This is a genomic window from Tenacibaculum sp. IMCC1 (assembly GCF_054906355.1).
Map to the genome: position 1 here is coordinate 851,400 of NZ_CM142818.1, position 24,725 is coordinate 876,124.

Below are 24,725 nucleotides of genomic sequence, written 5' to 3' on the forward strand. Positions count from 1 at the left end.
CTTGTTAATAGGCTAAAAAATAGTATGCATATAACTTTTTTACTTCCTAATTTTTCAAGGTATAACATCTCTGATTTAAAATAATTTTTAGTCATTATAACCTTACTTGCTTTATCAGCCCTTCAGCTTCCATTTCTTTAAATATCTCTAATTCTTTTTTTGACAGGCTATTTTTAGTGAGTAATCCATCCGCTTTATCCCATAATTCTTTTGCTTCTGACGTAAGAGAAAAAGCTTCATCTGTATCTTTCTTCATGAGATAATTAAGTTCTGGTGATTTACTAACTAATAGTATTTCGTGATTTTTTATTAAGTGTATAGGTTTCTCTTCTAATAATGGCACTATTTCTCGTTCTTCATTGTAGAGTAAAAAAGTATTTCCTGTTGAAATTGAAAGCGATTTTGTTTCATTTGGATTCATTTCAAAAGCTTCCATTTCTGTTTTCATACAACCTTCAGAGTTGATAAAGCTCCTTACTATTTTTACTGGAGTTTTCTCTTCTGAATGATTGTAAACCATTGCTATTTTTTCTTCTTTTTTTACATTGATTAATGAGATTTTTTCTACCCAAAAATGATCATCTAAGTGAGTTTTTGAGTACTTTATATTTCCATTATTATGCACCTCGGACACGAGAGTATATTTTCCTAGAGGAGCATTATCGGGAACGTTATATGTAAAATAATAATGGCGACCAGCTTGTATGTTTGTAAGAATTTCTACAAGTTTTTCACGTTTACAAGCTCCTTCTAAATATGAAGCCAACACTAAAAGCGGAGTGTTTTTGTTTAAATATTTTAATTTTTGTGGTACTACTTCCTTATTTTCATTTTCTTCTGGAAAAGCAACAACATGATTTTCAAAAAGCATTGTTATATTACCTTTAGGATCTTTTACTCCTATTTTTACCAATGGACATAAGTGTTTATCTTTTAAGTGCGCTGTATTAAAATTCCAATGAATGGTAACAGTGGTACCTTGAATGGTTCTTTTGGGAAAAATGCTCATTCTTATTTTTTCAATTTTTTAATATTTTCTTTGCTATATTTTTGAGGGTATACTTTAAACCATTTTACCATGGTTTCTTCTCCAAAATAATCGTAGGTTGTAGACAACAAAAATTCCAATTTCTTGAGGTACTCTTCTTTTGCTTCATCTGGTGCAATTCTCATAGCCTCTCTTCTTTCATCTTTTTCTTTTTTAGTTGCAGGAAGATGATGAAAGTAAGGGGTGTTTAAGTATTCTTTACTAAACTTATGGTAAAGTGGTGTAAACAGTATAAGGTTGTGCCACATTTCATCTATAATTAATAAATCATCTGGGATAAAAACTCCCGGAATTTGACTTATATACAAAAACTTCAACGTTTCCATTAATATATCTTCAGCTTCAGTTTCTGTAACATCATACATATCTAAAAACCTAGATATTACATTTTCATCACTAAAAGTTAGGAGTTTATGTAATTGTTCTTCTGTAACTTTTCCTTCCATTATATTTAACTGTTTTTACTTTTTAAAAAGCGGTAGGAATTTATCCTACCGCTATAAATTTGCAGACTATAAAGTGTTAACACAGTGCCCACAATTACTACAATGTGTAGTTCCAGCTGCTTGCTTAGACTTATCAGCTAAAATTTCTGAAATCATTGATTCTTTGGTTTTCATAATTAAAAATTTTAAAGTTTGGCCTACTCTATTCAATAAGGTTTTCAGCATTCCCTTTGTTGCAACTTCTTTAATATTATGGTACATAAATCCAATAGAATTCCTAGGCTTTTCAAAATGAGACTTAGTCTTTTGAAAAACTGAAAGATTTCTGTAAAGATTCTTTTGAAATTTAAATTTTAGTAATAACCTATGCTCTAGTATATTTAGGTACTTTTCTTACTTCTTATATTATATCTAATGCCTATAACTGTTTAAAACCCTTAAAAACACGTAAAGACATCTAAGCTGCTATAATATATTTTAGATAAGATAATCCTGCATCTAAATATACTACGAGCTATTCCTTTAAACAATAAAGAAAATAGGTTATTAAAATAAAAACAAAGTGGTGGTAAGAGCTTTTAAGCTGGTATTTTCTCTTCTTTAAAACTGAGACATCACAACAACGTATGTCAGATTCATTACAAGTACTATTTAAGCCAATATTCTATAACTGCTCAAATACTTGAATAAAAAAACATTAATTAGAAAGATTGAATGTAAAATAAAAACTCTTACACTAAAAAAGGTGGAGGTCTAGAAAAAAGTTGCTCCGCAGTAATAGTACCTGAAATAATAAAATTATAATCTTTAATTACTTCCCTCAAAACAATATATTCATTGCTTTCTATTGAAAAGTCTAAAGTATCAGGAGTAACTAACGGAGTTAAATCACTTGCAACTGCATGATCACATATCGTACAGTGTGATGTATGGTCTTTATCGTCTGTATGAGATAGCACGTGCAACCCGCCTACTTTCATTGATAGAAACAGGACAAGAAATAAATATGCAATGCTATTTTTTAAACGATTACTTTCCATTTGGTTACGAATATAATAAATTAAATTATATAAACACATTTTTTTTACTACTTAAATTTTATTACAAACTCTCGTAGTTAAACTAGCTATATTTATGGAAAACTATGCATAGTGTAAAGCAACATCTTAACAATAATTTTTAATTTACTGAAAACAAACCCACTATCCTCTCTCTTATTTTTTCGTTAATAAAAAGCTAACAAAAACTATTTTTTCACACGTTGAATATAGTATTTTCGCACCCTTTCTTACAGAAAAAATCACATTTCAAGGGTACGAGAACAACTATGAACGACGAAAAAAACTGGTTACAATATTATAAAAACAGCTTATCTGATAGTGAAAACTTAGCTATTGACATTAGTAAAATAAAAAACCTTTTTCATCAAAAATCTTCTGATTTAAGTAACGCACTCATCAACTCTAAACAAGCAAGTCAACTGCTAGATGTTGAAGAACGTAGAATTAATCGGTTAAAAGGAATTACTAAAAAAGACAACCCTAAGTGGCATAAGGTAGAGGAAACTAAAATATTAATAGCGCCTTTTCATTTAGTATATCAAACCGACAACACTAAATTCAAACAGCGCACCATTCATCCTTTTTGGATTAGTGCTATTGTAAATCGTTCAGGACAATTATCTGCTCCAAAAGATGGCTTTCCTTTAATTGTTCGTAACTATCTAACACCTATGGCAGATGTTAAGAATGATTTTATCTTTTCTTCTATCGACACCGTTTTAGATGCTAAAGACCTAGATGCTCCCGATTTTGAAAACAGCGAAGAGCCTATACCTTGGGATGAATACTGGAACTATATTAACGAAGTATTTTCTGCCATAACTTATAGCAACTTATACCGTTATCAAGTAGAACGCTATACCACACAATATGAGCTTACTTATTTCGCATTAAGTTCTAAAATTTCTACGGCAAAAAGTATTCTATTTCTGTACGAAAATCTACTTAAAAATACGGATGAGTTACCTGTACTCTCTAAAATCATCAATCCATATACTAGAGAACGACAAGAAGCCATTACCGATAACGGATTTTTAGTGTATAACCATTTGCATCTAGGACAAATGTCGAATAAGTTCCCACTTTCGGTTAGTCAGCGAAAAACATTACTATCGTATTTAGTAGCCGAAGAAAATGCAGTTACCGCTGTAAACGGACCTCCAGGAACTGGAAAAACTACCCTATTACAAAGTTTAGTGGCTACCGAGTTTGTAAAAGCCGCTATTAATGGTGAAGAAGCTCCTATAATTTTAGCCTGCTCAAACAACAACCAAGCAGTAACCAATATTATTGATAGTTTTATCAACTCTGAAAGTACTATGGGAGAATTAGCCAACCGTTGGATTCCTGATTTTAACGGATATGCAACCTACCTCCCATCCAGTTCAAAAAGTGATAAAAAACTGGCTAACATTAATTACTTAAAAGGGAATTTATTTGGTCATGAAGGAACACTTTGTAATCTGGAAAATGAAAAATATATATCTGAAGCAGAATATTATTTTTTAACAAACTACTGTCAGTATTTCAATACCCAAACAAATTCACTTGAAGATGTATGCAACCATCTACAAGAAGAAATTATTGGTATTCAAAATATTTTAGCCGATGGTGTTGATTTCTCTAGAAACTATATAAATGCTGTAAATTACATTAACAGCATACTTGTACACGAAGAAGATTTTGTTCAAAAAAGTACGTTTAAAATCTCCAAACTACAAGAATGGAGAACTGTTTTAAACGATTTAAAAACAGCTACAAAAGACATTGATTTTATTGATAAAGTAAAACACTATTTTATTGATGAAGCTCAGTTTGAATCAAGAAATGCTGAACACATTTTTAAAGCTAACGCTGAAACATTGTTGAATGCTAAAAAAGCAGCAGCATATATAAAAGAATGTACAAACAATGTAAATCTGCTACTGCAATCACATTTAAGCCTAAAAAATTGGAAATATGAAAATAACATCAAAGGATTTCCTTTTGTTTCAGAAGAACAAATGTGGGCGTATGAATATGAAAAGATAAACTCTAACGATACAACACAGCGTTTCTTTTATGATGAATTAGATATTGATTTACGCCATAAAGCATTCTTATTAGCAACCCATTATTGGGAGGCTCGCTGGTTACTAGAAACAAGAGAGATGTTAGAAGAGAACACCGAAAAAGGAACAGGAGAATATGCTATTAAAGCAAAATGGAAACGAAGAGCTATGCTTACTCCTTGTTTTGTAGCTACCTTTTACACGGCACCAAGTCACTTTTTATACAGTCAATTTCAAGGAGAAAACGAAAACGGAAAGCCTATTTTTGAATATTTACCGTTATACAACTTTTTAGATTTATTAATTATTGATGAAGCTGGTCAGGTTACTCCAGAAGTAAGCATCCCTGTATTTTCATTAACTCAAAAAGCCTTTGTAGTAGGTGATTTACAACAAATTGAACCTATTTGGTCTATCCCTAAAAAAATTGACCAAGGAAACTTAACAAGTCTTGATATTATTGAAAATCAAAATGACACACATTTAGATGAGTTAGGTTTTTTAGCGTCTAGCGGAAGTATTATGAAAATGGCTCAAAATGCTTGCGAATTTGAAACACCATTACCTGCAAAAAAAGAACAAGGATTGGTTTTATTAGAACATAGACGATGTAATGATGAAATTATTAGTTTTTGTAACGAATTGGCATACGATGGTATTTTAAAACCTATGAAAGGAAAAGCTAAAGAAAATCAGGCATTTCCATCAATGATGGCATATCATATAGAAGGAGTTAGTGAACGCAAATACAACAGTCGTCAAAACATTAGCGAAGTAAAAGCTATTATTTCTTGGTTACAACAAAACAAAGAAACCATTCAAGAAGCATACGATGTAGACTCTATTGAAAGTGTTTTAGGAATTATTACCCCTTTTGCAAGTCAGAAAGGAGAATTATCAAAAGCCTTAACCGACGCGGGTTATAAAGTTAGTGACATTAAACTAGGTACCGTGCACGCATTACAAGGTGCAGAACGAAACATTATCTTGTTCAGCTCCGTATATTCTAATGACGACGAAGGAACCTTGTTTTTTGAAAAAGACAACAAGCCTAACATGCTAAATGTAGCGGTTTCTAGAGCCAAAGAAAGCTTTATTCTTTTTGGAGACACTCGAATTTTTGATGAAACCAAAAACACGCCTTCAGGAATTTTAAAAAGACACTTAAACATTTATGAAATGGCTAACTAATTATGTTTTTGTACACCAAAAAAATTACCAACTTAAAAAGTGTACAACACTTGTACACTAAAAAATTTGATAAAAAAAATAGTGTACAGCACTTGTACACCAAAAAAATTATCAACTTAAAAAGTGTACAGAAAAATACCTAACTTGCTATTAAACATTTTTAATAACATTTAGAAAAATGTTAGTTTCATATTTTAGTAATTAAAAACTAATAAATAACAACAAAAAAAGGAACGATTAAATCGTTCCTTTATTTATATACAATGCTGTAAGCTTATTTTTTAAACTCAGTAATAGTCTTCTTAATAATATTAATACAGTCTCTTAATTGCTCTTCATTCATTACTAATGGTGGTGCAAAACGAATAATGTTTCCATGCGTTGGTTTTGCTAACAATCCGTTATCGCGTAACTTCATACAAATATCCCAAGCTGTTGAGCTATCTTCAGTATCATTAATTACAACAGCATTTAATAACCCTTTACCACGTACTAACGTTACTAACTCGTTTTCTTTAGCAAACTCAGCTAACTCCTCTCTAAAGATTTTACCTAAACGCTCAGCATTCTCAGCTAATTTTTCTTCTTTAACTACTTCTAAAGCCGCTATAGCTACTGCTGCTGCAACTGGGTTTCCTCCGAAAGTAGAACCGTGGTTTCCAGGTCTAATAACATTCATAATGCTATCATTTGCTAATACTGCAGATACTGGATATGCTCCTCCACTTAATGCTTTACCTAAAATTAAAATATCTGGCTGTACATTTTCGTGGTTTACTGCTAATAACTGACCTGTACGTGCAATACCTGTTTGTACTTCATCTGCAATAAATAATACATTATGCTTTTCACATAACGCTTTCGCTGCTGCTAAATATCCTTCAGAAGGTACATATACTCCAGCCTCTCCTTGAATAGGTTCGGCCATAAAACCAGCAATGTTATCGTTGTTTTCTAACGCTTCTTCTAAAGCTTGTAAGTTATCGTACTCTATTTTTATAAACCCATTAGTAAATGGCCCAAAATTCTTACGTGCTACTGGATCATTTGAAAAAGAAATAATGGTAGTTGTTCTTCCGTGGAAGTTATTTTTACAAACAATAATTTGCGCTTCGTTTTCATTAATTCCTTTTACTTCATACGCCCATTTTCTACAGATTTTTAAAGCCGTTTCAACAGCTTCTGCACCAGTATTCATTGGTAATAATTTATCAAAACCAAAGTATTCAGTTGCAAACTTTTCGTACTTTCCTAACATATCGTTATAAAAAGCACGAGATGTTAATGTTAATGTTTGCGCTTGGTTTACCATTGCCCCTACAATTTTTGGGTGACAGTGTCCTTGGTTTACTGCGGAATAAGCCGATAAAAAATCATAATATTTTTTTCCTTCAACATCCCATACATATACTCCTTCTCCTTTACTCAATACTACTGGTAATGGATGGTAGTTATGTGCTCCGTATTTGTTTTCTAAGTCAATCGCTTGTTGCGAAGTTAATTGGTCTAAAACAGCCATTTTTCTTAATTTTTTAAAATTTATAAAATAACCATTCCTTATCTACCTTTATCCTTTCGAAAAAGAAGTTTCGAAAATTCAGCGTGGGAAAGAAATCATCCCTAGCTACAAAATTATTAAATTTAAGTGACTTTCTTAGATTTTATAGGGTCTAAAAATATAGACTACTTAACTTTTTATTATTTACAATAAAACAACAGTTAATTAGTTTTTTTATCTTTAAGAGAATTTAACTAAATATCATTTTTATGAAAAAAATCTTTTTTTTACTACTGCTTTCTATAGTTACAATCGGCTGTAAATCTACATCTGTAACTAACACAAAACTTGACAACAAAACTGAACGAATGTTAAAGGGTAACTGGACCATTACTGCTGTAAGTTTTCCGGGTTCAAATTATTTAAAAGTAAACTCATTTAATTTAGAAGATTCTAACTGTTTTATTGGTAGTGATTGGAGTTTTATCTCTAACAATAATAAAGGACAAATGAATTTAAATAATCCAAGTACAAATTGTAAAAACTTTAGTTCTCCAATTACTTGGTATGTTAATAAAGATGGTAATTTTGTTTTAAAAATTATAAATAACCACAAAGCAAAAGAAGTAAACCAAGGATATATATTAAATATAAATAATGTTACTGAAACTAGCTTCGATTTAATAGACAAAGTAAACGTTGCTGGCCAAGTAAAAAACATTACCTATTCATTTCAAAGACAATAATTAATAAAACATTATGAAAAAATCAATAATTTATAGTTTATCAATTTTATTTTTAGCTAGTACAGTTTTTACCTCATGTAAATCTATTCAAAATGCTAACAACACTCAAAAAGGAGCTGCTATTGGTACAGCCGCTGGTGCTGTGATAGGTGCTGTAATAGGTAATAATGTAGGAAGTAAAAACAACTCAGAACTTGGAGCTATTTTAGGTGGCGTTGTAGGTGGTGTTGCCGGTGGTGTAATTGGTAATCAAATGGATAAACAAGCTCGTGAGATTAAAGAAGCTTTACCTGGTGCTGAAGTTGAAAGAGTTGGTGAAGGTATTAAACTTACCTTAGGAGAAAACGCCGTTCGTTTTGCTACTAACAAAGCTACTTTAACAACTACTGCTAAAGCTAACTTAGATAAATTAGTCCCTGTTTTTAAAGATTATGGAGATACTAATATTGTAATTTATGGTTATACAGATAGTACAGGTAGGGTTGAATACAACCAAACGCTTTCAGAAAAAAGAGCTAACTCTGTAAAAAGTTACCTAGCTAGTAAGGGATTAAAAAACAGTCGTTTTGAAACTAAAGGACTTGGTGTTAAAGATCCTATAGCAACAAACGATACTGCTGAAGGAAGAAGTAAAAATAGACGTGTAGAGTTTGCTATCGTTGCAAACGAGCAAATGATAAAAGAAGCTAAGCAAGAAGCTCGTCAATAAAAAAATAACTTTTACAAACTATACCTAAAAAGACTGCTCTACAATGAGTGGTCTTTTTTTTACCTTCAAACCATATCTTTTCCTAATTTTGCACACTATAAATCATAGTATAGAATGCCAAGAAGAGAACGAAATAAGTTTGTAAAAAGAGGACAAGTCATTGAAATTTTAATTGAAGATTATGCCTTCGGCGGAAAAGGAATTGGAAGAATACGTTCAGAAGAAGGTGTTTTTGTTGTTTTTGTTCCTAACACTTTACCAGGACAGTTAATAAAAGCACGTGTAGACAAATCAAAGAAAAAGTATGCAGAGTGTAAATTAATTGATGTTTTAAAACATTCTGAGGACGAAGTAGCTATTCCTTATCAAGATATTCCTGGAGCACCTTACATTCAATTACCTATAGATTTACAACACAAATACAAGCAAGAAAGTACGTTATCTTTATTTAAGCGTATTGGTAAAGTTGAAAATATTGAAGATTTATTTGATGAATTTATCGCTTCCCCTAATGTATTCCACTATAGAAATAAAATGGAATATGGTTTTTCTGCCATTGGTTACGACCGTGAAAACAAAACCGATGTAGATGAATTTACCTTAGGTTTTAAACGTCGCGGTGTTTGGTGGATGGGTGATAACCTTGAAAAAGATTCTGGTTTATTTGACAAACAAGTTGAAGACAACATCAAAAACATTAGAGAATACTGTAAAAAAACTGGTCTAGCGCCTTGGCACGGACCTAAAAAAGAAGGTTTCTTTAGGTATTTTGTGGTAAGAAAATCATACAAAACTAACGAATTGTTATTCAACTTAGTAACCACTTCTCACGATTTACCTAAATTTGATTTAAAAGAATTTGCTAACTATTTAGTAGAGTTATTTGGCGATAGAGTGGCTGGTTTATTACATACTATTAATGACGAAACTGGCGATAGAACCATAGCTACCTCAGGAAGTGTAAAATTAGTATATGGAAAAGATAAAATTGTTGAAGAGTTATTAGGTTTAAATTTTGAAATTAGCATGAAAAGCTTTTTTCAAACCAACCCTAAATCTGCCGAAAAACTATATACCAAAGTAGTTGATTATGCGTTAGAAAACAAAGATGCAATTGACAATACCGTAGTGATGGATTTATTCTGTGGAACAGGAACTATTGGACAAATTATTGCTTCAAAGTCGAATAACACTAAAATTGTTGGTGTAGATATTGTAGCCTCTGCTATTGAAGACGCTAAGAAAAATGCAGAACGTAACAATATTGAAGGTTTGCAATTTTATGCAGCTGATGTAGGAAAGTTCTTAAACGAACACCCACAATATAAAAATAAGATAAGAACCATTATTTTAGATCCAGCTCGTGCGGGTATTGCACCAAAAACACTTAAGAAAATCATAAACTTAAATGCAGATAGAATGGTTTATGTATCTTGTAACCCAGCAACACAAGCTCGTGATACGGAGGAATTGATGAAAAACGGATATCAATTAAAAAAGATTAGTTTAGTAGATCAATTTCCACATACATCACACATAGAAACGGTAGTTCTATTTGAAAAATAAACATTATATGAAAAAATACATTGCTCTATTCATATTTATAGCAGGTTTAACGGCCTGTGAAAAAGATGATTTCTGTACACAAAACCCAGTAACCCCTAATTTAGTGCTTCGTTTTTACGATATGGATAATACGAATGATTTAAAAAATGTAGAACGTTTATCTGTAATTGCAGAAGGAAAAACTGATAGCCTTTTTACCGATAGAACAGTAGACAGTATTGCTATTCCTTTAAACAGCCTATCTCAAAAAACAGTCTATACACTAAAGATGAATGATGTAGATGGCAATATAGCTAATAACCAAACGGCTACACTTACCATTGAGTACAATCCTAAAGAAGACTTTGTGTCTCGTTCATGTGGTTTCAGAATTATTTATGAAAATGTAACTTTAAATGATACAGGTTGGATAAACAGTTTATCAACTACAGAAATTCCATTAATCGATAATCAAGCTAGCGCCCATGTACAAGTATTTCATTAGTCTATGTTTCGTTTTTGTATTTGTGAACGGATACTCACAAATAAATACATCTAAAGAAGAAACCAAAGAAAAAAAAGATACCGTTACATATAAAACAGGATATGGCTTACGTATTGGATTAGACATTAGTAAACCTGGTCTTGCCATTATTGATAAAAGTTATAGCGGACTTGAATTAGTAGGTGATTATAGAGTATCAAAAAAATGGTACATCGCTACTGAATTAGGTTTTGAAGATGAAACCACCTATGAAGATTTTTCTTCTTCTAGTTCAAAAGGAAGTTATATTAGACTTGGAGCAAATTACAACGCCTACGAGAATTGGTTAGACATGAATAACGAAATTTATGTTGGTATGCGTTATGGTTTTGCCATATTTGATCATACCTTAAATAGCTATCAACCTAATGTTTCTTCAGGTACTGAAAACTTACCTCCTTATTTTCCTTCAAACCCTGTTACAACACTTATGTCTGACGACGGACTTACCGCTCATTGGACTGAATTACAGCTAGGTATAAAAGCAGAAACTTTTAAAAACTTGTTTATAGGTTTTAGCTTTTCATATAAAATTATGTTAAGTGTTGACGATCAAAAAGGCTTTAAAACGCTATATACACCAGGTTTTAATCGTGTTTTTGAAAGCAGTACAGGCTTCGGATTCAACTATACAATATCGTACTTAATTCCTTTTGTTAATAAATAAATTATCAGCATACGCTTGATTTCACTAACTTTACCGCCTGAATAATAAAACTTATTAACAATGAATAAAATTCCAAGCGTAAACTTAGCAGATTTTTTATCGGACGATGCTGAAAGAAAACAAAAATTCATCAATGAAATTGGTGACGCTTACGAGAATATAGGATTTGTAGCATTAAAAGGACACTTTTTAGACGATGAATTAGTAGATAACTTATATGCTGAAATCAAAAAGTTTTTTGATTTACCTACAGATGTAAAAGAAAAATATGAAATTCCAGGTATTGGAGGTCAAAGAGGGTATGTTTCTTTTGGTAAAGAAAGTGCTAAAGGAAAGAAAGAAGGAGATTTAAAAGAGTTTTGGCACTTTGGTCAGTATGTTGATGCAGATTCAAAATACGCAAAAGAATACCCAGAAAATGTTGAAGTTGAAGAATTACCTGAATTTAACAAAGTGGGTAAAGAAGCTTACCAAATGTTAGAAAAAACAGCTAAATACGTTTTACGTTCATTAGCCTTACATTTAGGTTTAGAAGAAACGTATTTTGACAACTACATCAAAAACGGAAATAGTATTTTACGTCCAATACACTACCCTCCTATTACAACAGAACCTAAAGGAGCTGTAAGAGCTGCTGCTCATGGTGACATTAACTTAATCACTTTATTAATGGGAGCTCAAGGAAAAGGATTACAAGTTCAAAACCATAAAGGTGAATGGATTGATGCTATAGCAGAAGATGACGAGTTAATGATTAATGTAGGTGATATGTTATCACGCCATAGTAACAACAAGTTAAAATCAACAATTCACCGTGTAACTAACCCTCCTAAAGAATTATGGGGAACATCACGTTATTCAATTCCATTTTTCATGCATCCTGTTTCTGATATGAAATTAGATGTTTTAGAAAACTGTATTGATGAAAACAATCCAAAACAGTTTGAAGATATTACTGCTGGTGAGTTTTTAGATGAACGTTTACGCGAATTAGGATTGAAAAAATAAATCTAATGGATTTACAAGATCAATTAAAAAATTTATTCCCAGATCATCAGTTTGAGGAAAAACCTGAAGAAAAAAAACCTGACGTCTGGTTACAAGATGAACCCATTCTTTGTAAGTATGAAAAACGTAAAGGGAAACCAGTTACTATAATAGACGGTTATAATGGGGCTACCCAAGACTTTAAAAAATTAGCAAAAGAAATCAAAACCAAACTAAGTGTTGGTGGTAGTTTTAAAGATGATAAAATCATAATTCAAGGTGATTATAGAGATACTATAATGCAACTTTTAAAAGATAAAGGATTCAACGTAAAACGCGTTGGTGGATAAGTAAAAAATGTCGAAGATTTGATTCTTCGACATTTTTTTTATATTTACAACTTTTGTAAAGTGTTAAATACCAACCAGTAAATAATAACGTATAAAATAAATCGTTTATTTTACATAAATAAAGAAATCAACCAATTCCCTAAAATTATGAAACATTCTTTATTACACATAACCAATGGAGACGTTACAACTCAAAGACTTCAAGAACTAAATATTGAAGGTGATATTATTACGTGGCGTGAAATGTTATGTGAAGGAAAAACATCAGTAGACGTAGGTAGTGAAGACTTCTGGAAAACACGTTTTGACTTTTTAAAAACTACTTATAAAATTACTAAGAAGAAGTTTATAGATTATACCCTTAAAGAATACCGAAACCTATGTAATCAAAAACAACAAGATGAGATTGTTTTATGGTTTGAATACGATTTATTTTGTCAAGTAAATATGTTAGCAGTAATAAGCTGGCTAAAAAGATACCGTAAAAATCACAAAATATCTTTAGTTACAAGTGGTAAAATAGATAACTCTAAAAAGTTATATGGTTTAGGAGAATTATCTGACGATCAATTAAAAGAGCACTTTAAAAATAAAATAGAGCTTTCTCAAGATGATATAGAATATGCTGACTATATATGGCAATTATATTGCTCAGATAGTCCGTTACCTCTTGAAAATGCACATAAATTTAATCCAAAATCACCTTTTGTATATCTAGAGAGTGCTATAAAAGCACATTTACTTCGCTTTCCTTCAATTGAAAATGGATTAAATTATATAGAAAATAATATTTTAAAGGTTGCTAACGAGCATACATTTGCAAACCAAGATGAACTTCTTAGAAATCTTTTAACTCATCAAGAAAACTATGGGTTTGGTGATATTCAATACGTTAACAAACTTGAAAGCCTTAAAAAGCTATTTACCTCTTTTGATCCTGTAAAACTTAGTAAAACAGGTAAGAAAGTATTGCAAAACCAAACAAACTATTATGCTAAAATTCGTTCTGATTTTTCGTATCTTGGTGGCGCAAAAAAATACAGCTATCTCTACGTAAACTCTACTGATAAGCTGTTAAAAATAACATCGTAAATGAGTATACAACATTCTGAGCTCATCTTAAATCCAGATGGTAGTATTTACCATTTGAATTTAAGACCTGAACATATTGCTACCGATATCATTTTTGTTGGAGACCAATATCGTGTCGACAAAGTCACCAAACACTTTGATACTATAGAATTTAGCACACAAAAAAGAGAATTTAAAACCACTACTGGTACCTATAAAGGAAAAAGAATTTCTGTAATTTCTACAGGAATAGGCCCTGATAATATTGATATTGTTTTAAACGAGTTAGACGCCTTAGTTAATATCGACTTAAACTCACGTAAACCTAAAGAAAAACATACACAATTAAACATTACAAGAATTGGAACTTCTGGTTCTTTACATGCTGATATTCCTGTTGACAGCTTTTTATTAAGCTCTCATGGATTGGATTTAAACGGAATGTTACAATCGTATCAAGTGGATGAAATCTCACATCCAGATATAGAAGAAGCTTTCATAAAACATACCAATTGGAGTGCAAAAAAATCATATCCGTTAATCATTTCTAACGGAAAACCTTTAGAAGATAAATTAATATCTAACAAAGTATATAAAGGAATTACAGCTACCGCTGGTGGTTTTTATGGTCCTCAAGGACGTGTTTTACGCTTACCTTTGCAAGACCCCGATTTAAATAAGAAGATTGATAGTTTTAACTATAATAACAATCGAATTACCAACCTTGAAATGGAAACATCAGCCATTTATGGGTTGGCTAAACTACTAGGTCATAATGCAGCATCAATGAATGCAATTATTGCTAACAGAGCCAACGGAACATTTAGTAAAGATCCGTATAAAGTAGTAAATGATTTGATTGCATATACCCTAGATAAATTAGTTGAATAAATGCTGAAATTAAAAATAGGTGGTGTTCCTGAACATTTTAATTACCCATGGTACATTACATTAAAAAATAAAGAATACACCAAAGAAGGAATCAACTTACGCTGGAAAGATTATCCTGGAGGTACTGGAGCTATGACGAAAGCTTTACGCTCTGGTGAAGTTGACATAGCCTTGGTGCTTACTGAAGGAATTATTAAAGATATTATTAATGGAAATCCTTCAAAAATTACACAAACTTTTGTAAAAAGTCCACTTGTTTGGGGAATTCATGTTGCTGCGAACTCAAAATTCAAAACCATTAATGACTTAGAGAATGCTACAGTAGCTATTAGCCGATTTGGTTCAGGTTCTCAACTTATGGCAATTGTAAATGCCCATAACAATGGTTGGGATGTTAATAAACTACAATTTAAAGTAGTTGGAGATTTACAAGGAGGAATAGACGCTTTAACTAATGGAGAAGCCGATTATTTTATGTGGGAGCACTTTACCACAAAACCATTGGTTGATAACGGTACTTTTAGGCGAGTTGGTAACTGCCCTACCCCATGGCCTTGTTTTGTAATTGCTGTTCGTGATGAAATCTTAGAAAATAATTTTGAAGAAGTAAAAAAAGTACACGATATCATTAACGCTTGTACTAAAGACTTTAAAGACTTCGATAATATTGATAAAGTTCTTTCCAATAGGTATGAACAACAAATAGATGATATTCAGGAATGGTTATCTATTACTGAATGGAATGACGGCGAAGCTATTTCCGAAAATTTAATTACGGACATACAAAATAAAATGGTGGAATTCAACGTTATTGAAAAGAAGGAAAATTCTGGTGACTTAATCAGAAATATGTATATTTGATTTTTATAAAACGGAATAATGATGAAAAAAGTAGTATTTATTGCAATTTGTACTGTTAGTTTATTAGGTTTTTCTTCTTGCGGAAGTACTAGTCCTTGTGGATTAGCAAAAACTAATCAAAACAAACAAAAACAACATCAACAACAAGAGATAGTAGTTGCAGATGCAACTGAAATAGCAATCGCTGAATAAGTTGATGTTTCTTTATTCAAATTCAATAAATCCGCTTTTTTAGGCGGATTTTTTTATTTTGATTTTTCTCATAACAAAAAATCCTTTTCTAAAATAGAAAAGGATTTGAGCTTATCTTATGTGTGTTAGCTTTTTACTTTGCTATAATTTCTCCTAACAGAGCACCTTTTTCAAAGGCAAACACCATTACTAATAACAACATGATTCCTACACATGTAATAACGTAATATTTTGTTTCATTCTCTTTCTTCATAATATAATTTAGTTTTAATGATTAATTTTTCTTTTTTAACATTGGCACAAACCTAAAATCACCTAACTCATGCTTTTCAAATTCTTTTGGTGATTTCCTTATAAAAAGTGTCATTACTTGCTCTTGATCCCCCACAGGAATCAACAACCTACCTCCTACTTTAATTTGCGCCAATAATGCTTTAGGCACATACGGTGCTCCAGCTGTAACAATAATTTTGTCAAAAGGAGCTTCTTCTGGTAATCCTTTGTAACCATCACCAAAAATAAACCTTTTTGGCTTATATCCAAGTCTTGGTAAAAACATTGAAGTTTTTTTAAATAACTCATGTTGCCTTTCTATTGAATACACCACAGCATTCAATTCTAATAATACTGCCGTTTGGTATCCAGATCCAGTTCCTATTTCTAATACTTTTTCTCCTGGCTTTACTTCTAATACTTGTGATTGAAACGCTACTGTATAAGGCTGAGAAATTGTTTGTTCAGCAGCAATAGGAAAAGCTTTGTCTTGATACGCATGCGCTTCAAAACTACTATCCATAAACAAATGTCTTGGAATTTTTCTGATAGCTTTTAATACTCTCTCGTCATTAATTCCTTTTGCTTCTAAAACGTTTGCTAATTGATTTCTAAGTCCTTGGTGTTTGGTTGTATCTCTCACTAATTATAAAATTTCAGGAGGATAAAAGTAGTAATAAATCTGTATAAAAGTGTATCTTTGTTTGCGTTGATTTTTTGTAGAAATCATTTCTTTTTCAACAAACCAATCAAATAACTAATAATCTTTCACTTATGTTAAAAGCTGGAGTTTTAGGCGCAGGTCACTTAGGAAAAATCCATTTGCGTTTGTTACAACAATCAGAAAAATATGAATTAGTAGGGTTTTATGACCCTTTTACAGAAAACGCACAAAAAGTAGCTGATGAGTTTGGCTATAAATTATTCGATTCAGTAGAAGCGTTAATTGATGCTGTTGAAGTAGTCGATATCGTTACTCCAACACTTTCTCATTTTGATTGTGCTAAACAAGCTATTGAGAAAGGAAAACATATTTTTATTGAAAAACCTATTACCAATACTGTATTAGAAGCAGAAGCTATAAGAACTTTAGCTAGTCAATACCATGTACGTGGACAGGTTGGACATGTAGAGCGTTTTAACCCTGCTTTTATGGCTGTAAAAGACTTGATTGACACGCCAATGTTTATTGAAACACATCGTTTGGCTGAATTTAATCCTAGAGGAACAGATGTACCTGTAGTTTTAGATTTAATGATTCATGATATTGATATTATTTTATCGGTTGTAAACTCAAAAGTAAAAAGTGTGCATGCAAGTGGTGTATCAGTAATTTCAGAAACTCCTGATATTGCTAATGCTCGTATTGAATTTGAAAATGGTTGTGTTGCGAACCTAACAGCAAGTAGAATTTCGATGAAAAACATGCGTAAGAGCCGTTTTTTCCAAAGAGACGCATACATTTCAGTAAACTTTTTAGAAAAGCAATCAGAAGTTGTTAGAATGAAAGACGTACCAGAAAAACCTGATGAGTTTGCTATGATTTTGCAGAATGCTGAAGGTGTTAAAAAGCAAATTTATTACGATAATCCTGAAGTAGTAGCTAACAACGCTATTTTAGATGAATTAGAATCGTTTGCAGATGCTATTCACAATAATACTACGCCTATTGTTTCGTTACGTCAAGGTACTGAGGCTTTACGTGTAGCACATCAGATTATAGACTGTTTTTAGAATAAAGTAAATAAGTAACAACCGCGTTAGGGATTGCAGTGAAAATCCTTTTTTGTTATTCTGAGTAAAGCGAAGAATACACCAAAAAAGATTGTAGCGGAAAGCCCGCCCCATAGGGGAACGCCCATATAAATACCAAAACACAACAACATGAAAAATATCGCCGTAATTGGAGCAGGAACAATGGGAAATGGAATTGCGCATACGTTTGCTCAATTTGGATACAATGTTCAACTTATCGACATTTCGCAAGCTGCCTTAGATAGAGGTTTAGCAACCATTACTAAAAACTTAGATAGAATGGTAGCGAAAGAAAAAATTACTGAAGACGATAAAAATAATACCTTAAACAATATTACGACCTACACTTCTATTAAAGAAGGTGTACAGAATACTAGTTTAGTTGTTGAGGCTGCTACTGAAAATATTGACTTAAAACTTAAGATTTTTAAAGATTTAGATGAAGCTTGTGCTGAGGATACTATTTTAGCTACCAACACTTCATCAATCTCAATTACTCAAATTGCAGCAGCTACCAATAGACCTGAAAAAGTAATTGGAATGCACTTTATGAATCCTGTGCCAATTATGAAATTGGTTGAAATTATTAGAGGATACAACACTTCTGATGAAGTAATGGACTTTACAGTTGATTTAACTAAGAAAATAAATAAAGTTCCTGTTGAAGTAAATGATTACCCAGGTTTTGTTGCCAATCGTATTTTAATGCCAATGATTAACGAAAGTATTGAAACGTTATACAACGGTGTTGCTGGTGTTGCTGAAATTGATACCGTAATGAAATTAGGAATGGCACATCCAATGGGACCATTACAATTAGCCGATTTTATTGGGTTAGATGTTTGTTTATCTATCTTAAACGTAATGTATGATGGATTTAAAAACCCTAAGTATGCTCCATGTCCGTTATTAGTAAACATGGTTGCAGCTGGTAAATTAGGTGTTAAATCTGGTGAAGGTTTTTATGATTATTCAGAAAGTAGAAAAGCAGAGAAAGTTGCGAAGATGTTTTCTTAAAAACTAAGAAAAATATAAAACAAAAAGAAGCCCAAAAGGCTTCTTTTTGTTTTATATTTGTAATACTTCACCTTCATTAGGGATTACAATTTTATCTTGAATAGATTTTTCTTGCTCTTTTAAAAATAAGCGAAGCTCCTCTTTCGTTAATCCACAATGATTTATTGCGTCCATATGAATTGCTATTAAAATAGCTTTCTTATTCTCAACAGCTATCCTTAGTAATTCTTCTTTAGTTAACGTCATATGTTTACCTGGTTCTAAAACAGGGTTTGGCTTGCTAAAAGTACACTCCCCTGTATTTGCAATAATATGAGTAGGTTTTTCAATTTTCAAAGCATTCTTTAAAAGACTATCTAAAACGGCGTCTCCTGTAATAAATATTGTATCTTCTTTAAATGTTAAAGAAAAAGAAGATGATTCGCCAAAAGGCATTGCTCCTGTTGCTCCTTCATGATGATGTGCTTCGTAGCGTTTTATCGATACTCCAGACCAATTTACAACCTGCTCTATGCTTTGTAAGTTTGTAAATCCTTTTGATTTTAATTTTTCTACATCAAAAGGTTGGCAAAAAATAAGTATGTTTTTAGGAAGTAATTTTTCAGCATCAGCATCAAAATGATCTGGATGGTAATGCGTTATCAAAACAGCATCGGCTTGTTCTATAATTTTATTTTTAGGTATCGGTAAATCATTCATAGGAATCCGTTTATCATTAGAAAAAGGAATTGGGTCTTGTGTTCCCTTATCTGACAAAACAGGGTCTATTAATATTTTTTTTGAATTTACTTCTAAAAACACCGTAGCCTGTCGTATATATTCCAGTTTTGTTGTGTTTTCTCTTCTTGTTTTATTAGTTGTTTTACACGCACTAATCATGGTTAAAATTACGAGTAGCAATTGATAACGTTTCTTCATTTTTATATGTTTTTTTTCTTATAAAGCCACGAAACTAAAGCACTTTTAAACAAGAAACAATACGTTACATTTTTGTACCTTACGCACCTTTTGGTTAGTTTTTTTAGTACCAAAAAGATAGAATTGAAAAAAAAATGAAAAAATTTTCACCTGATTATTGCCCTTTAACTTATGCAACAAAAGTTGTAAGTGGAAAATGGAAGTTATTTATCATTTCTAGGCTTGTTGAAAAACCACTTAGGTATGGACAAATCAAGACTGCATGTGAAACAATCTCAGAAAAGATGTTAACTAGCCAATTAAAAGAGTTAGAAGCTGATGGAATTATTAGCAGAAAAATATATGCTGAAGTTCCACCTAGAGTTGAATATTCTCTTACTCCATTTGGCAATGATTTAGTCAATGCTTTAGCCCCATTACATGCTTGGGGAATTGATTACATGGAGCATAAGAAAATTCCTTTTCCTAAATATAACTGAAAAGATGATTACCCCATCATAGTAAACTAAAGACTAGTTTCCTAAATTATAAGTTTATCTAATAGCTTTTTACGATTATTCTGAAAATAGAAAAGCTGAGAAAGTAGTGAAAATACTTTCAGAAGCTTTTTTTAGCTAATACTTTACCATTGTTTTATTAAACTACCGATTCCTTTTTCAATTCCTCTATAGTAGTTTTCGTTTTTAAACTCAGGAACAATTACACTATCTATTACCTTTTTGCAAATTTCATCGGTAAGCGTTTCTTCTGTTCCTAACCCTGTAGATATTCGTATTTCTCTTTTTAATTTATTGATAACAATTGTTAAGCCATTATTCTTGTCTTTTCTCCCTACTCCCCAATCATTAGCCAACGCTAAAGAATAATCTTCAATATTATCATACGGTTGATAACTACTTACAGTAACAACTGCTATAACATTTGTTGATTCTTTTTCATAATCATCAATTAGTTTTTCCAATTTTTGCTCTTCATCATTTGTGAACATATCTTCATAATCATTCACATAACCTATCGGAAAAGGAAACTTACTCTCTACAACTTCTTTTGACTTATTAAAAAAAACAACTTCCTTCTCATTCTCTGTGTTTTTTCATGAGAATACTGTAATTATTAGAAGCAGTATTACTATAACTTTTTCTTTTCTCTCTTTATTTAACACGAAGTATCCGCTATGATTTTCCACTCATCTTGTATCTTCTTAAAAATAATCATAAAAACGCCGTTAGCGTCTCCTATTGTTCTTTTTAAATGATATTCCCCCATAACTGAATAAGCTCCTTCAGTAATTTTAGAAATGTCATTAACCTTAAAAGTTAATGTTCCTGAGTGTTCTTTTGTTGGATACCCTTTTTTATAATTATCTAAGGTTTTTTGCCATCCAAAAGTAACTCCATTTCGTCCGTAAAACTTTAATGAATCACTCTTCCAATACCCTTGCATAAAACCTTCTAAATCGTGATTTGACCAAGCTTCTTCTTGTGCCTTCATCACCGATAAAATCTCTTGTTTTTCTGTTTCTTCTGAAACGGTTTTGGCTGCTTCTTGCTTACATGAAGCAAATAATATCACTAAAAAAACAATACTTAAAAACTTTTTCATTTTAAAATAGAGAGTTTATAATATATTTTATAGTCACTCCTTCTGCCTCTGCTTTATAATTCTTCACAATTCTATGTGATAAGATAGGAATTGCTACCGCTTGAACATCTTCAATGTCTGGAGAATATTTTCCATGTACCGCTGCGTGTGCTTTGGCTGCCAAAATTAAGTTTTGTGAAGCTCTTGGTCCTGCTCCCCAATCAATGTACTTTTTAATTAATTCAGTAGCTTTATCTGAATTAGGACGCGTTTTTCCTACTAAACTAACAGCATACTCAACCACATTATCAGCTACAGGAATTTTACGTATTAACTTTTGGACTTCAATAATTTCTTCTGAAGAAAAAATAGCGTTGACTGTTTGTTCAGCTATTGATGTCGTATTTTTTACCACTTGTACCTCTTCTTCAAAGCTTGGATACTCTAAGTTAATTGAAAACATAAAACGGTCTAGTTGCGCTTCTGGTAAAGGATACGTTCCTTCTTGCTCAATAGGGTTTTGTGTAGCTAATACAAAAAATGGTAGCTCTAACTTATAATGATGTCCTGCTACAGTTACCGACTTTTCTTGCATAGCCTCTAGTAAAGCTGCTTGTGTTTTAGGTGGTGTACGGTTTATTTCATCTGCTAAAATAATGTTTGAGAAAATTGGTCCTTTTATAAATTTAAAATGACGTGTTTCATCTAATATTTCACTTCCTAAAATATCAGAAGGCATTAAATCTGGAGTAAACTGAATTCTATTAAAATTCAACCCTAATGCGCTAGAAATTGTATTTACTAATAAGGTTTTTGCCAATCCTGGTACTCCAATTAACAACGAATGTCCTCCACAAAAAATTGAAAGTAATGTATAGTTTACAGCTTCTTGCTGACCTATTATAACCTTACCTATTTCTTGTTGTAGTTGACTATATTTTTCTACAAGTGTGTTTACTGCTGTTACGTCAGACATAAATCAAAATTTTTCTTTGTTCAATAAATTTAATTACAAACTTTTATAAAATGAAATTCCCGCTCTCGCGGGAATGACAATATACTAAATTTATTATTTCTTATTTGTTTTCTTTCTTCCAATCTTTCTTGAAAGTACACTTCTTATAATCGTTACTTAATTTTAGGTAAGTTTCTTGGATTTTATCCTTGGTCCATTTTGTAATTTCTTCTTCTTTTTTCTTAGCAAGAGCAAATTCTTGCATTCTTACATAGTCATCTACTAAATCAGCTTTATGTGTATCTGTTTTATCTTTTAATAAGATTACTTTATACATTTTTTCTCCTTCTCGTGTTTCATCATAAAAAATATCAGACAAATCACCTTTTTTCAACTCACTAATTCTTGCGAATAGCTCAGGCGGCATTCTCGTTAACTCAAAAGTTGGTTCTTGAGTATAAGGATTCATTATAATACCTGCACTATTTTTTGTTTCTTCATCCTCAGAATATTTCTTTACAGCTTCTTCAAAAGTTATTTTCTCTTCTTTTATATCAGCTACTATCTTTTCTATTTGTTCTTTAGTTTCATTTAATTTTTCATCAGAAACTTCAGGTTGCATTAAAATATGAGATACTTCTCGTTGATTACCTTTAATTTTATGCAGTTGAAGTATATGGTATCCGAAGGCTGATTTAATAGGCTCTGAGATTTGATTTACATCCAATGAAAATGCTGTTTCTTTAAACTCTTTAATAAATGGACTATCTTTTGTAATTACATATTTCCCACCATTTTGAGCTACTCCTGGATCTTCTGAGTTAATAATTGCTTTCAACTTAAAACTTGCACCGTTTTCTATTTCTTTTTTTATTTCTTTTAATTTGTTTATTACACGCTCTTTCTCTTCTTCTGTTGGTTCTGCTTTAACTACTAATTGTTGCAATTGAACTTCAGCTGGTATTTCAGGAAGCTCTCCCTTATCTTGTAATCCTTTAAAATAGATGCGAATTTCTTCTGGAGTTACGTCAATATTTTCAGTGATCTTTTGCTGTTCTTTTTCTATTAGTAAATTCTCTCTTTGAACTCTACCTAGTTCTTTCTTTAAATCTTCAACATCATTAAAACCATAAGCTTCAACCACTTTTTCTTCACTTCCATATTCTTGTGTAAAAAAAGCAATACTTCTATCTACTCTACTATCAATTTCAGATTGAGATACTGTTACACTATCAATAATTGCATGATGAGCTAATAGTTTTTGTTGCATTAATTCTTCTAACATTTCACAGTCAGATATCTTTACTTTTCCTTCACTTCTTAACTCTACTTCTTGCTTAAACTTATCTATATCAGAATCTAAAACAATGTTTTTACCTACCACCACAGCAACACCATCTACTTTTGTTCCTTGTGCATTAACTGTTGTTAAGCCTGCTAAAAACAACGTAAATACTATACTAATATTCTTTAAAGTTCTTGTTTTCAATTGCATCATTTATCAGCGTTTTTTCAATATCTCGTATTAATTCTAATTTTCTTTTATGTAAAATAATCTGTTTTATTCTAGCGCTTACATAGCTCAGTGGAGCCGTAGCGTTTTGTGGTAACATATTTTTTACAGCGACCAAATATACTCCTAAACTATCTTCTTTTTGTATGAATTTTGATATTTTTAACAAGTTTTCTTTCGTTTCGTTACGAAAAGGTGGAATTTTTTTCTTTAAATATTCAAAAGTTACCCAAGTTGAATCTTGTAATCGATATGATTTAAAATTTAATAAATGTCTTTCTAAATCTTCTTTATCCTCTTCTTTTTCTGACTTAAACTGCTTTATTGTTTCTTTTTTATCCAGATAATCTTTACCAAAATGTACATATTCAAATTGTACAAGTTCTTCACTTACTTTAAAATTCTCTTTATTTTCCTCATAATACAACTCTATTTCTTCCTCAGTAACAACCGTATCTAATTGTTGTTTTATCAAACGTTCTTTATAGCCGTTAATGTATAAACTCTTTTTATAATCGTTAACTAAGTTTTGTATTTCTTCACTGTTTACTTCTGAGATATTCTCTTCTGCTTTAATGTACAATAATTCTTGTTTAGCCCAAGAATTAATCAAACCTTTTACTATAACTAAACTATCTTTGGGTGAAAGATTTTTTGGCAATAAACCAGCAATATCTTTTTTGTATAGATGTTTATTATAAACAGTAGCAATTGGTCTTTCACTCGTAACCCTTTTAGTTTTTAAACTAACAAGATCACATGAAACGATTATAAATAATGTTGTTAAAAAAATATATTTTCTCACTTTGTATTATTGGTTAAACGTATTCTTAAATTTTATTAATCCCCTTTTCT

The 24,725-nt window shown here is 31.3% G+C and carries 26 protein-coding genes; 15 read left to right on the forward strand and 11 right to left on the reverse strand.

The window, feature by feature from the left end; genetic code table 11:
• Positions 1–94 precede the first annotated feature (94 nt).
• From ACXIHB_RS03920 to ACXIHB_RS03930, 3 genes are all read right to left on the reverse strand, one after another.
• Positions 95–1,009, reverse strand: coding sequence for a hypothetical protein (locus tag ACXIHB_RS03920; RefSeq protein ID WP_462098967.1), 915 nt, complete (start codon positions 1,007–1,009; stop codon positions 95–97).
• Positions 1,010–1,011: 2 nt separating this feature from the next.
• Positions 1,012–1,494, reverse strand: a complete 483-nt coding sequence (locus ACXIHB_RS03925; protein WP_462098968.1) for a glycine-rich domain-containing protein — start codon at positions 1,492–1,494, stop codon at positions 1,012–1,014.
• Positions 1,495–2,225: 731 nt separating this feature from the next.
• Positions 2,226–2,573 (reverse strand): hypothetical protein, encoded by a 348-nt coding sequence (locus tag ACXIHB_RS03930; RefSeq protein WP_156167047.1) that lies wholly within the window; start codon positions 2,571–2,573, stop codon positions 2,226–2,228.
• Positions 2,574–2,821: 248 nt separating this feature from the next.
• On the opposite strand from ACXIHB_RS03930, the gene ACXIHB_RS03935 reads away from it, so the two are divergent.
• On the forward strand, positions 2,822–5,797 hold the full coding sequence (locus ACXIHB_RS03935; RefSeq protein ID WP_462098969.1) for a DEAD/DEAH box helicase: 2,976 nt from the start codon (positions 2,822–2,824) through the stop codon (positions 5,795–5,797).
• Positions 5,798–6,071: 274 nt separating this feature from the next.
• On the opposite strand, the gene rocD is transcribed toward ACXIHB_RS03935, so the two are convergent.
• On the reverse strand, positions 6,072–7,316 hold the full coding sequence (gene rocD / locus ACXIHB_RS03940; protein ID WP_173360039.1) for an ornithine--oxo-acid transaminase: 1,245 nt from the start codon (positions 7,314–7,316) through the stop codon (positions 6,072–6,074).
• Positions 7,317–7,564: 248 nt separating this feature from the next.
• Between rocD and ACXIHB_RS03945 the strand changes: the two genes are divergently transcribed.
• From ACXIHB_RS03945 to ACXIHB_RS03995, 11 genes are all read left to right on the forward strand, one after another.
• On the forward strand, positions 7,565–8,041 hold the full coding sequence (locus tag ACXIHB_RS03945) for a lipocalin family protein (protein ID WP_047789007.1): 477 nt from the start codon (positions 7,565–7,567) through the stop codon (positions 8,039–8,041).
• 13 nt (positions 8,042–8,054) lie between these two features.
• Complete coding sequence (locus tag ACXIHB_RS03950; protein WP_462098970.1) at positions 8,055–8,750, forward strand: OmpA family protein; 696 nt, start codon at positions 8,055–8,057, stop codon at positions 8,748–8,750.
• A gap of 114 nt (positions 8,751–8,864) precedes the next feature.
• Positions 8,865–10,316: a 23S rRNA (uracil(1939)-C(5))-methyltransferase RlmD gene (gene rlmD / locus ACXIHB_RS03955; protein WP_462098971.1), complete on the forward strand. Its 1,452-nt coding sequence runs from the start codon at positions 8,865–8,867 to the stop codon at positions 10,314–10,316.
• Positions 10,317–10,323: 7 nt separating this feature from the next.
• Positions 10,324–10,800: a DUF6452 family protein gene (locus tag ACXIHB_RS03960; RefSeq protein WP_047789010.1), complete on the forward strand. Its 477-nt coding sequence runs from the start codon at positions 10,324–10,326 to the stop codon at positions 10,798–10,800.
• A complete protein-coding gene (locus ACXIHB_RS03965) occupies positions 10,781–11,506 on the forward strand; it encodes a DUF6048 family protein (protein WP_462098972.1) in 726 nt (241 codons plus the stop codon). The genes ACXIHB_RS03960 and ACXIHB_RS03965 overlap by 20 nt, the downstream gene beginning before the upstream one ends.
• A 60-nt stretch (positions 11,507–11,566) precedes the next feature.
• Positions 11,567–12,514, forward strand: a complete 948-nt coding sequence (locus tag ACXIHB_RS03970; RefSeq protein WP_073183641.1) for an isopenicillin N synthase family dioxygenase — start codon at positions 11,567–11,569, stop codon at positions 12,512–12,514.
• A gap of 5 nt (positions 12,515–12,519) precedes the next feature.
• Positions 12,520–12,843: a translation initiation factor gene (locus tag ACXIHB_RS03975; protein ID WP_073183642.1), complete on the forward strand. Its 324-nt coding sequence runs from the start codon at positions 12,520–12,522 to the stop codon at positions 12,841–12,843.
• 147 nt (positions 12,844–12,990) lie between these two features.
• Positions 12,991–13,935 carry a DUF1835 domain-containing protein gene (locus tag ACXIHB_RS03980; protein ID WP_462098973.1) on the forward strand — a complete coding sequence of 315 codons (945 nt, stop codon included), beginning with the start codon at positions 12,991–12,993 and terminating at the stop codon, positions 13,933–13,935.
• Positions 13,936–14,805 (forward strand): nucleoside phosphorylase, encoded by an 870-nt coding sequence (locus ACXIHB_RS03985; protein ID WP_239180551.1) that lies wholly within the window; start codon positions 13,936–13,938, stop codon positions 14,803–14,805. It abuts the gene before it with no gap.
• The gene (locus ACXIHB_RS03990) at positions 14,806–15,666 is read left to right on the forward strand and encodes a substrate-binding domain-containing protein (RefSeq protein WP_047789016.1); all 861 of its coding nucleotides are present in this window, start codon (positions 14,806–14,808) and stop codon (positions 15,664–15,666) included.
• Between the two features lie 18 nt (positions 15,667–15,684).
• Positions 15,685–15,858, forward strand: coding sequence for a hypothetical protein (locus ACXIHB_RS03995; RefSeq protein ID WP_156167015.1), 174 nt, complete (start codon positions 15,685–15,687; stop codon positions 15,856–15,858).
• A gap of 274 nt (positions 15,859–16,132) precedes the next feature.
• On the opposite strand, the gene ACXIHB_RS04000 is transcribed toward ACXIHB_RS03995, so the two are convergent.
• Positions 16,133–16,774, reverse strand: a complete 642-nt coding sequence (locus ACXIHB_RS04000; protein ID WP_047789017.1) for a protein-L-isoaspartate(D-aspartate) O-methyltransferase — start codon at positions 16,772–16,774, stop codon at positions 16,133–16,135.
• A 131-nt stretch (positions 16,775–16,905) separates the two neighbouring features.
• On the opposite strand from ACXIHB_RS04000, the gene ACXIHB_RS04005 reads away from it, so the two are divergent.
• Positions 16,906–17,865 (forward strand): Gfo/Idh/MocA family protein, encoded by a 960-nt coding sequence (locus tag ACXIHB_RS04005; RefSeq protein WP_073183648.1) that lies wholly within the window; start codon positions 16,906–16,908, stop codon positions 17,863–17,865.
• A 150-nt stretch (positions 17,866–18,015) separates the two neighbouring features.
• On the forward strand, positions 18,016–18,903 hold the full coding sequence (locus tag ACXIHB_RS04010) for a 3-hydroxybutyryl-CoA dehydrogenase (protein ID WP_047789019.1): 888 nt from the start codon (positions 18,016–18,018) through the stop codon (positions 18,901–18,903).
• Positions 18,904–18,954: 51 nt separating this feature from the next.
• Here ACXIHB_RS04010 and ACXIHB_RS04015 read toward each other — a convergent pair whose 3' ends face one another.
• Complete coding sequence (locus tag ACXIHB_RS04015; RefSeq protein ID WP_462098974.1) at positions 18,955–19,821, reverse strand: MBL fold metallo-hydrolase; 867 nt, start codon at positions 19,819–19,821, stop codon at positions 18,955–18,957.
• Between the two features lie 134 nt (positions 19,822–19,955).
• Between ACXIHB_RS04015 and ACXIHB_RS04020 the strand changes: the two genes are divergently transcribed.
• Positions 19,956–20,300, forward strand: a complete 345-nt coding sequence (locus ACXIHB_RS04020; protein WP_462098975.1) for a winged helix-turn-helix transcriptional regulator — start codon at positions 19,956–19,958, stop codon at positions 20,298–20,300.
• 143 nt (positions 20,301–20,443) lie between these two features.
• Here ACXIHB_RS04020 and ACXIHB_RS04025 read toward each other — a convergent pair whose 3' ends face one another.
• The 5 genes from ACXIHB_RS04025 to ACXIHB_RS04045 form a co-directional block, all read right to left on the reverse strand.
• Positions 20,444–20,827 (reverse strand): TPM domain-containing protein, encoded by a 384-nt coding sequence (locus ACXIHB_RS04025; protein WP_462098976.1) that lies wholly within the window; start codon positions 20,825–20,827, stop codon positions 20,444–20,446.
• Positions 20,828–20,976: 149 nt separating this feature from the next.
• The gene (locus ACXIHB_RS04030; protein ID WP_047789023.1) at positions 20,977–21,423 is read right to left on the reverse strand and encodes a YybH family protein; all 447 of its coding nucleotides are present in this window, start codon (positions 21,421–21,423) and stop codon (positions 20,977–20,979) included.
• 1 nt (position 21,424) lies between these two features.
• Entirely contained in the window at positions 21,425–22,378 is a 954-nt protein-coding gene (locus ACXIHB_RS04035) for an AAA family ATPase (RefSeq protein WP_253679995.1), read from the reverse strand.
• A gap of 100 nt (positions 22,379–22,478) precedes the next feature.
• On the reverse strand, positions 22,479–23,855 hold the full coding sequence (locus ACXIHB_RS04040; protein WP_239180557.1) for a peptidylprolyl isomerase: 1,377 nt from the start codon (positions 23,853–23,855) through the stop codon (positions 22,479–22,481).
• Positions 23,818–24,675, reverse strand: a complete 858-nt coding sequence (locus ACXIHB_RS04045; RefSeq protein WP_047789025.1) for a hypothetical protein — start codon at positions 24,673–24,675, stop codon at positions 23,818–23,820. Before ACXIHB_RS04045 ends, ACXIHB_RS04040 begins: the two co-directional genes overlap by 38 nt.
• Between the last annotated feature and the right edge of the window lie 50 nt (positions 24,676–24,725).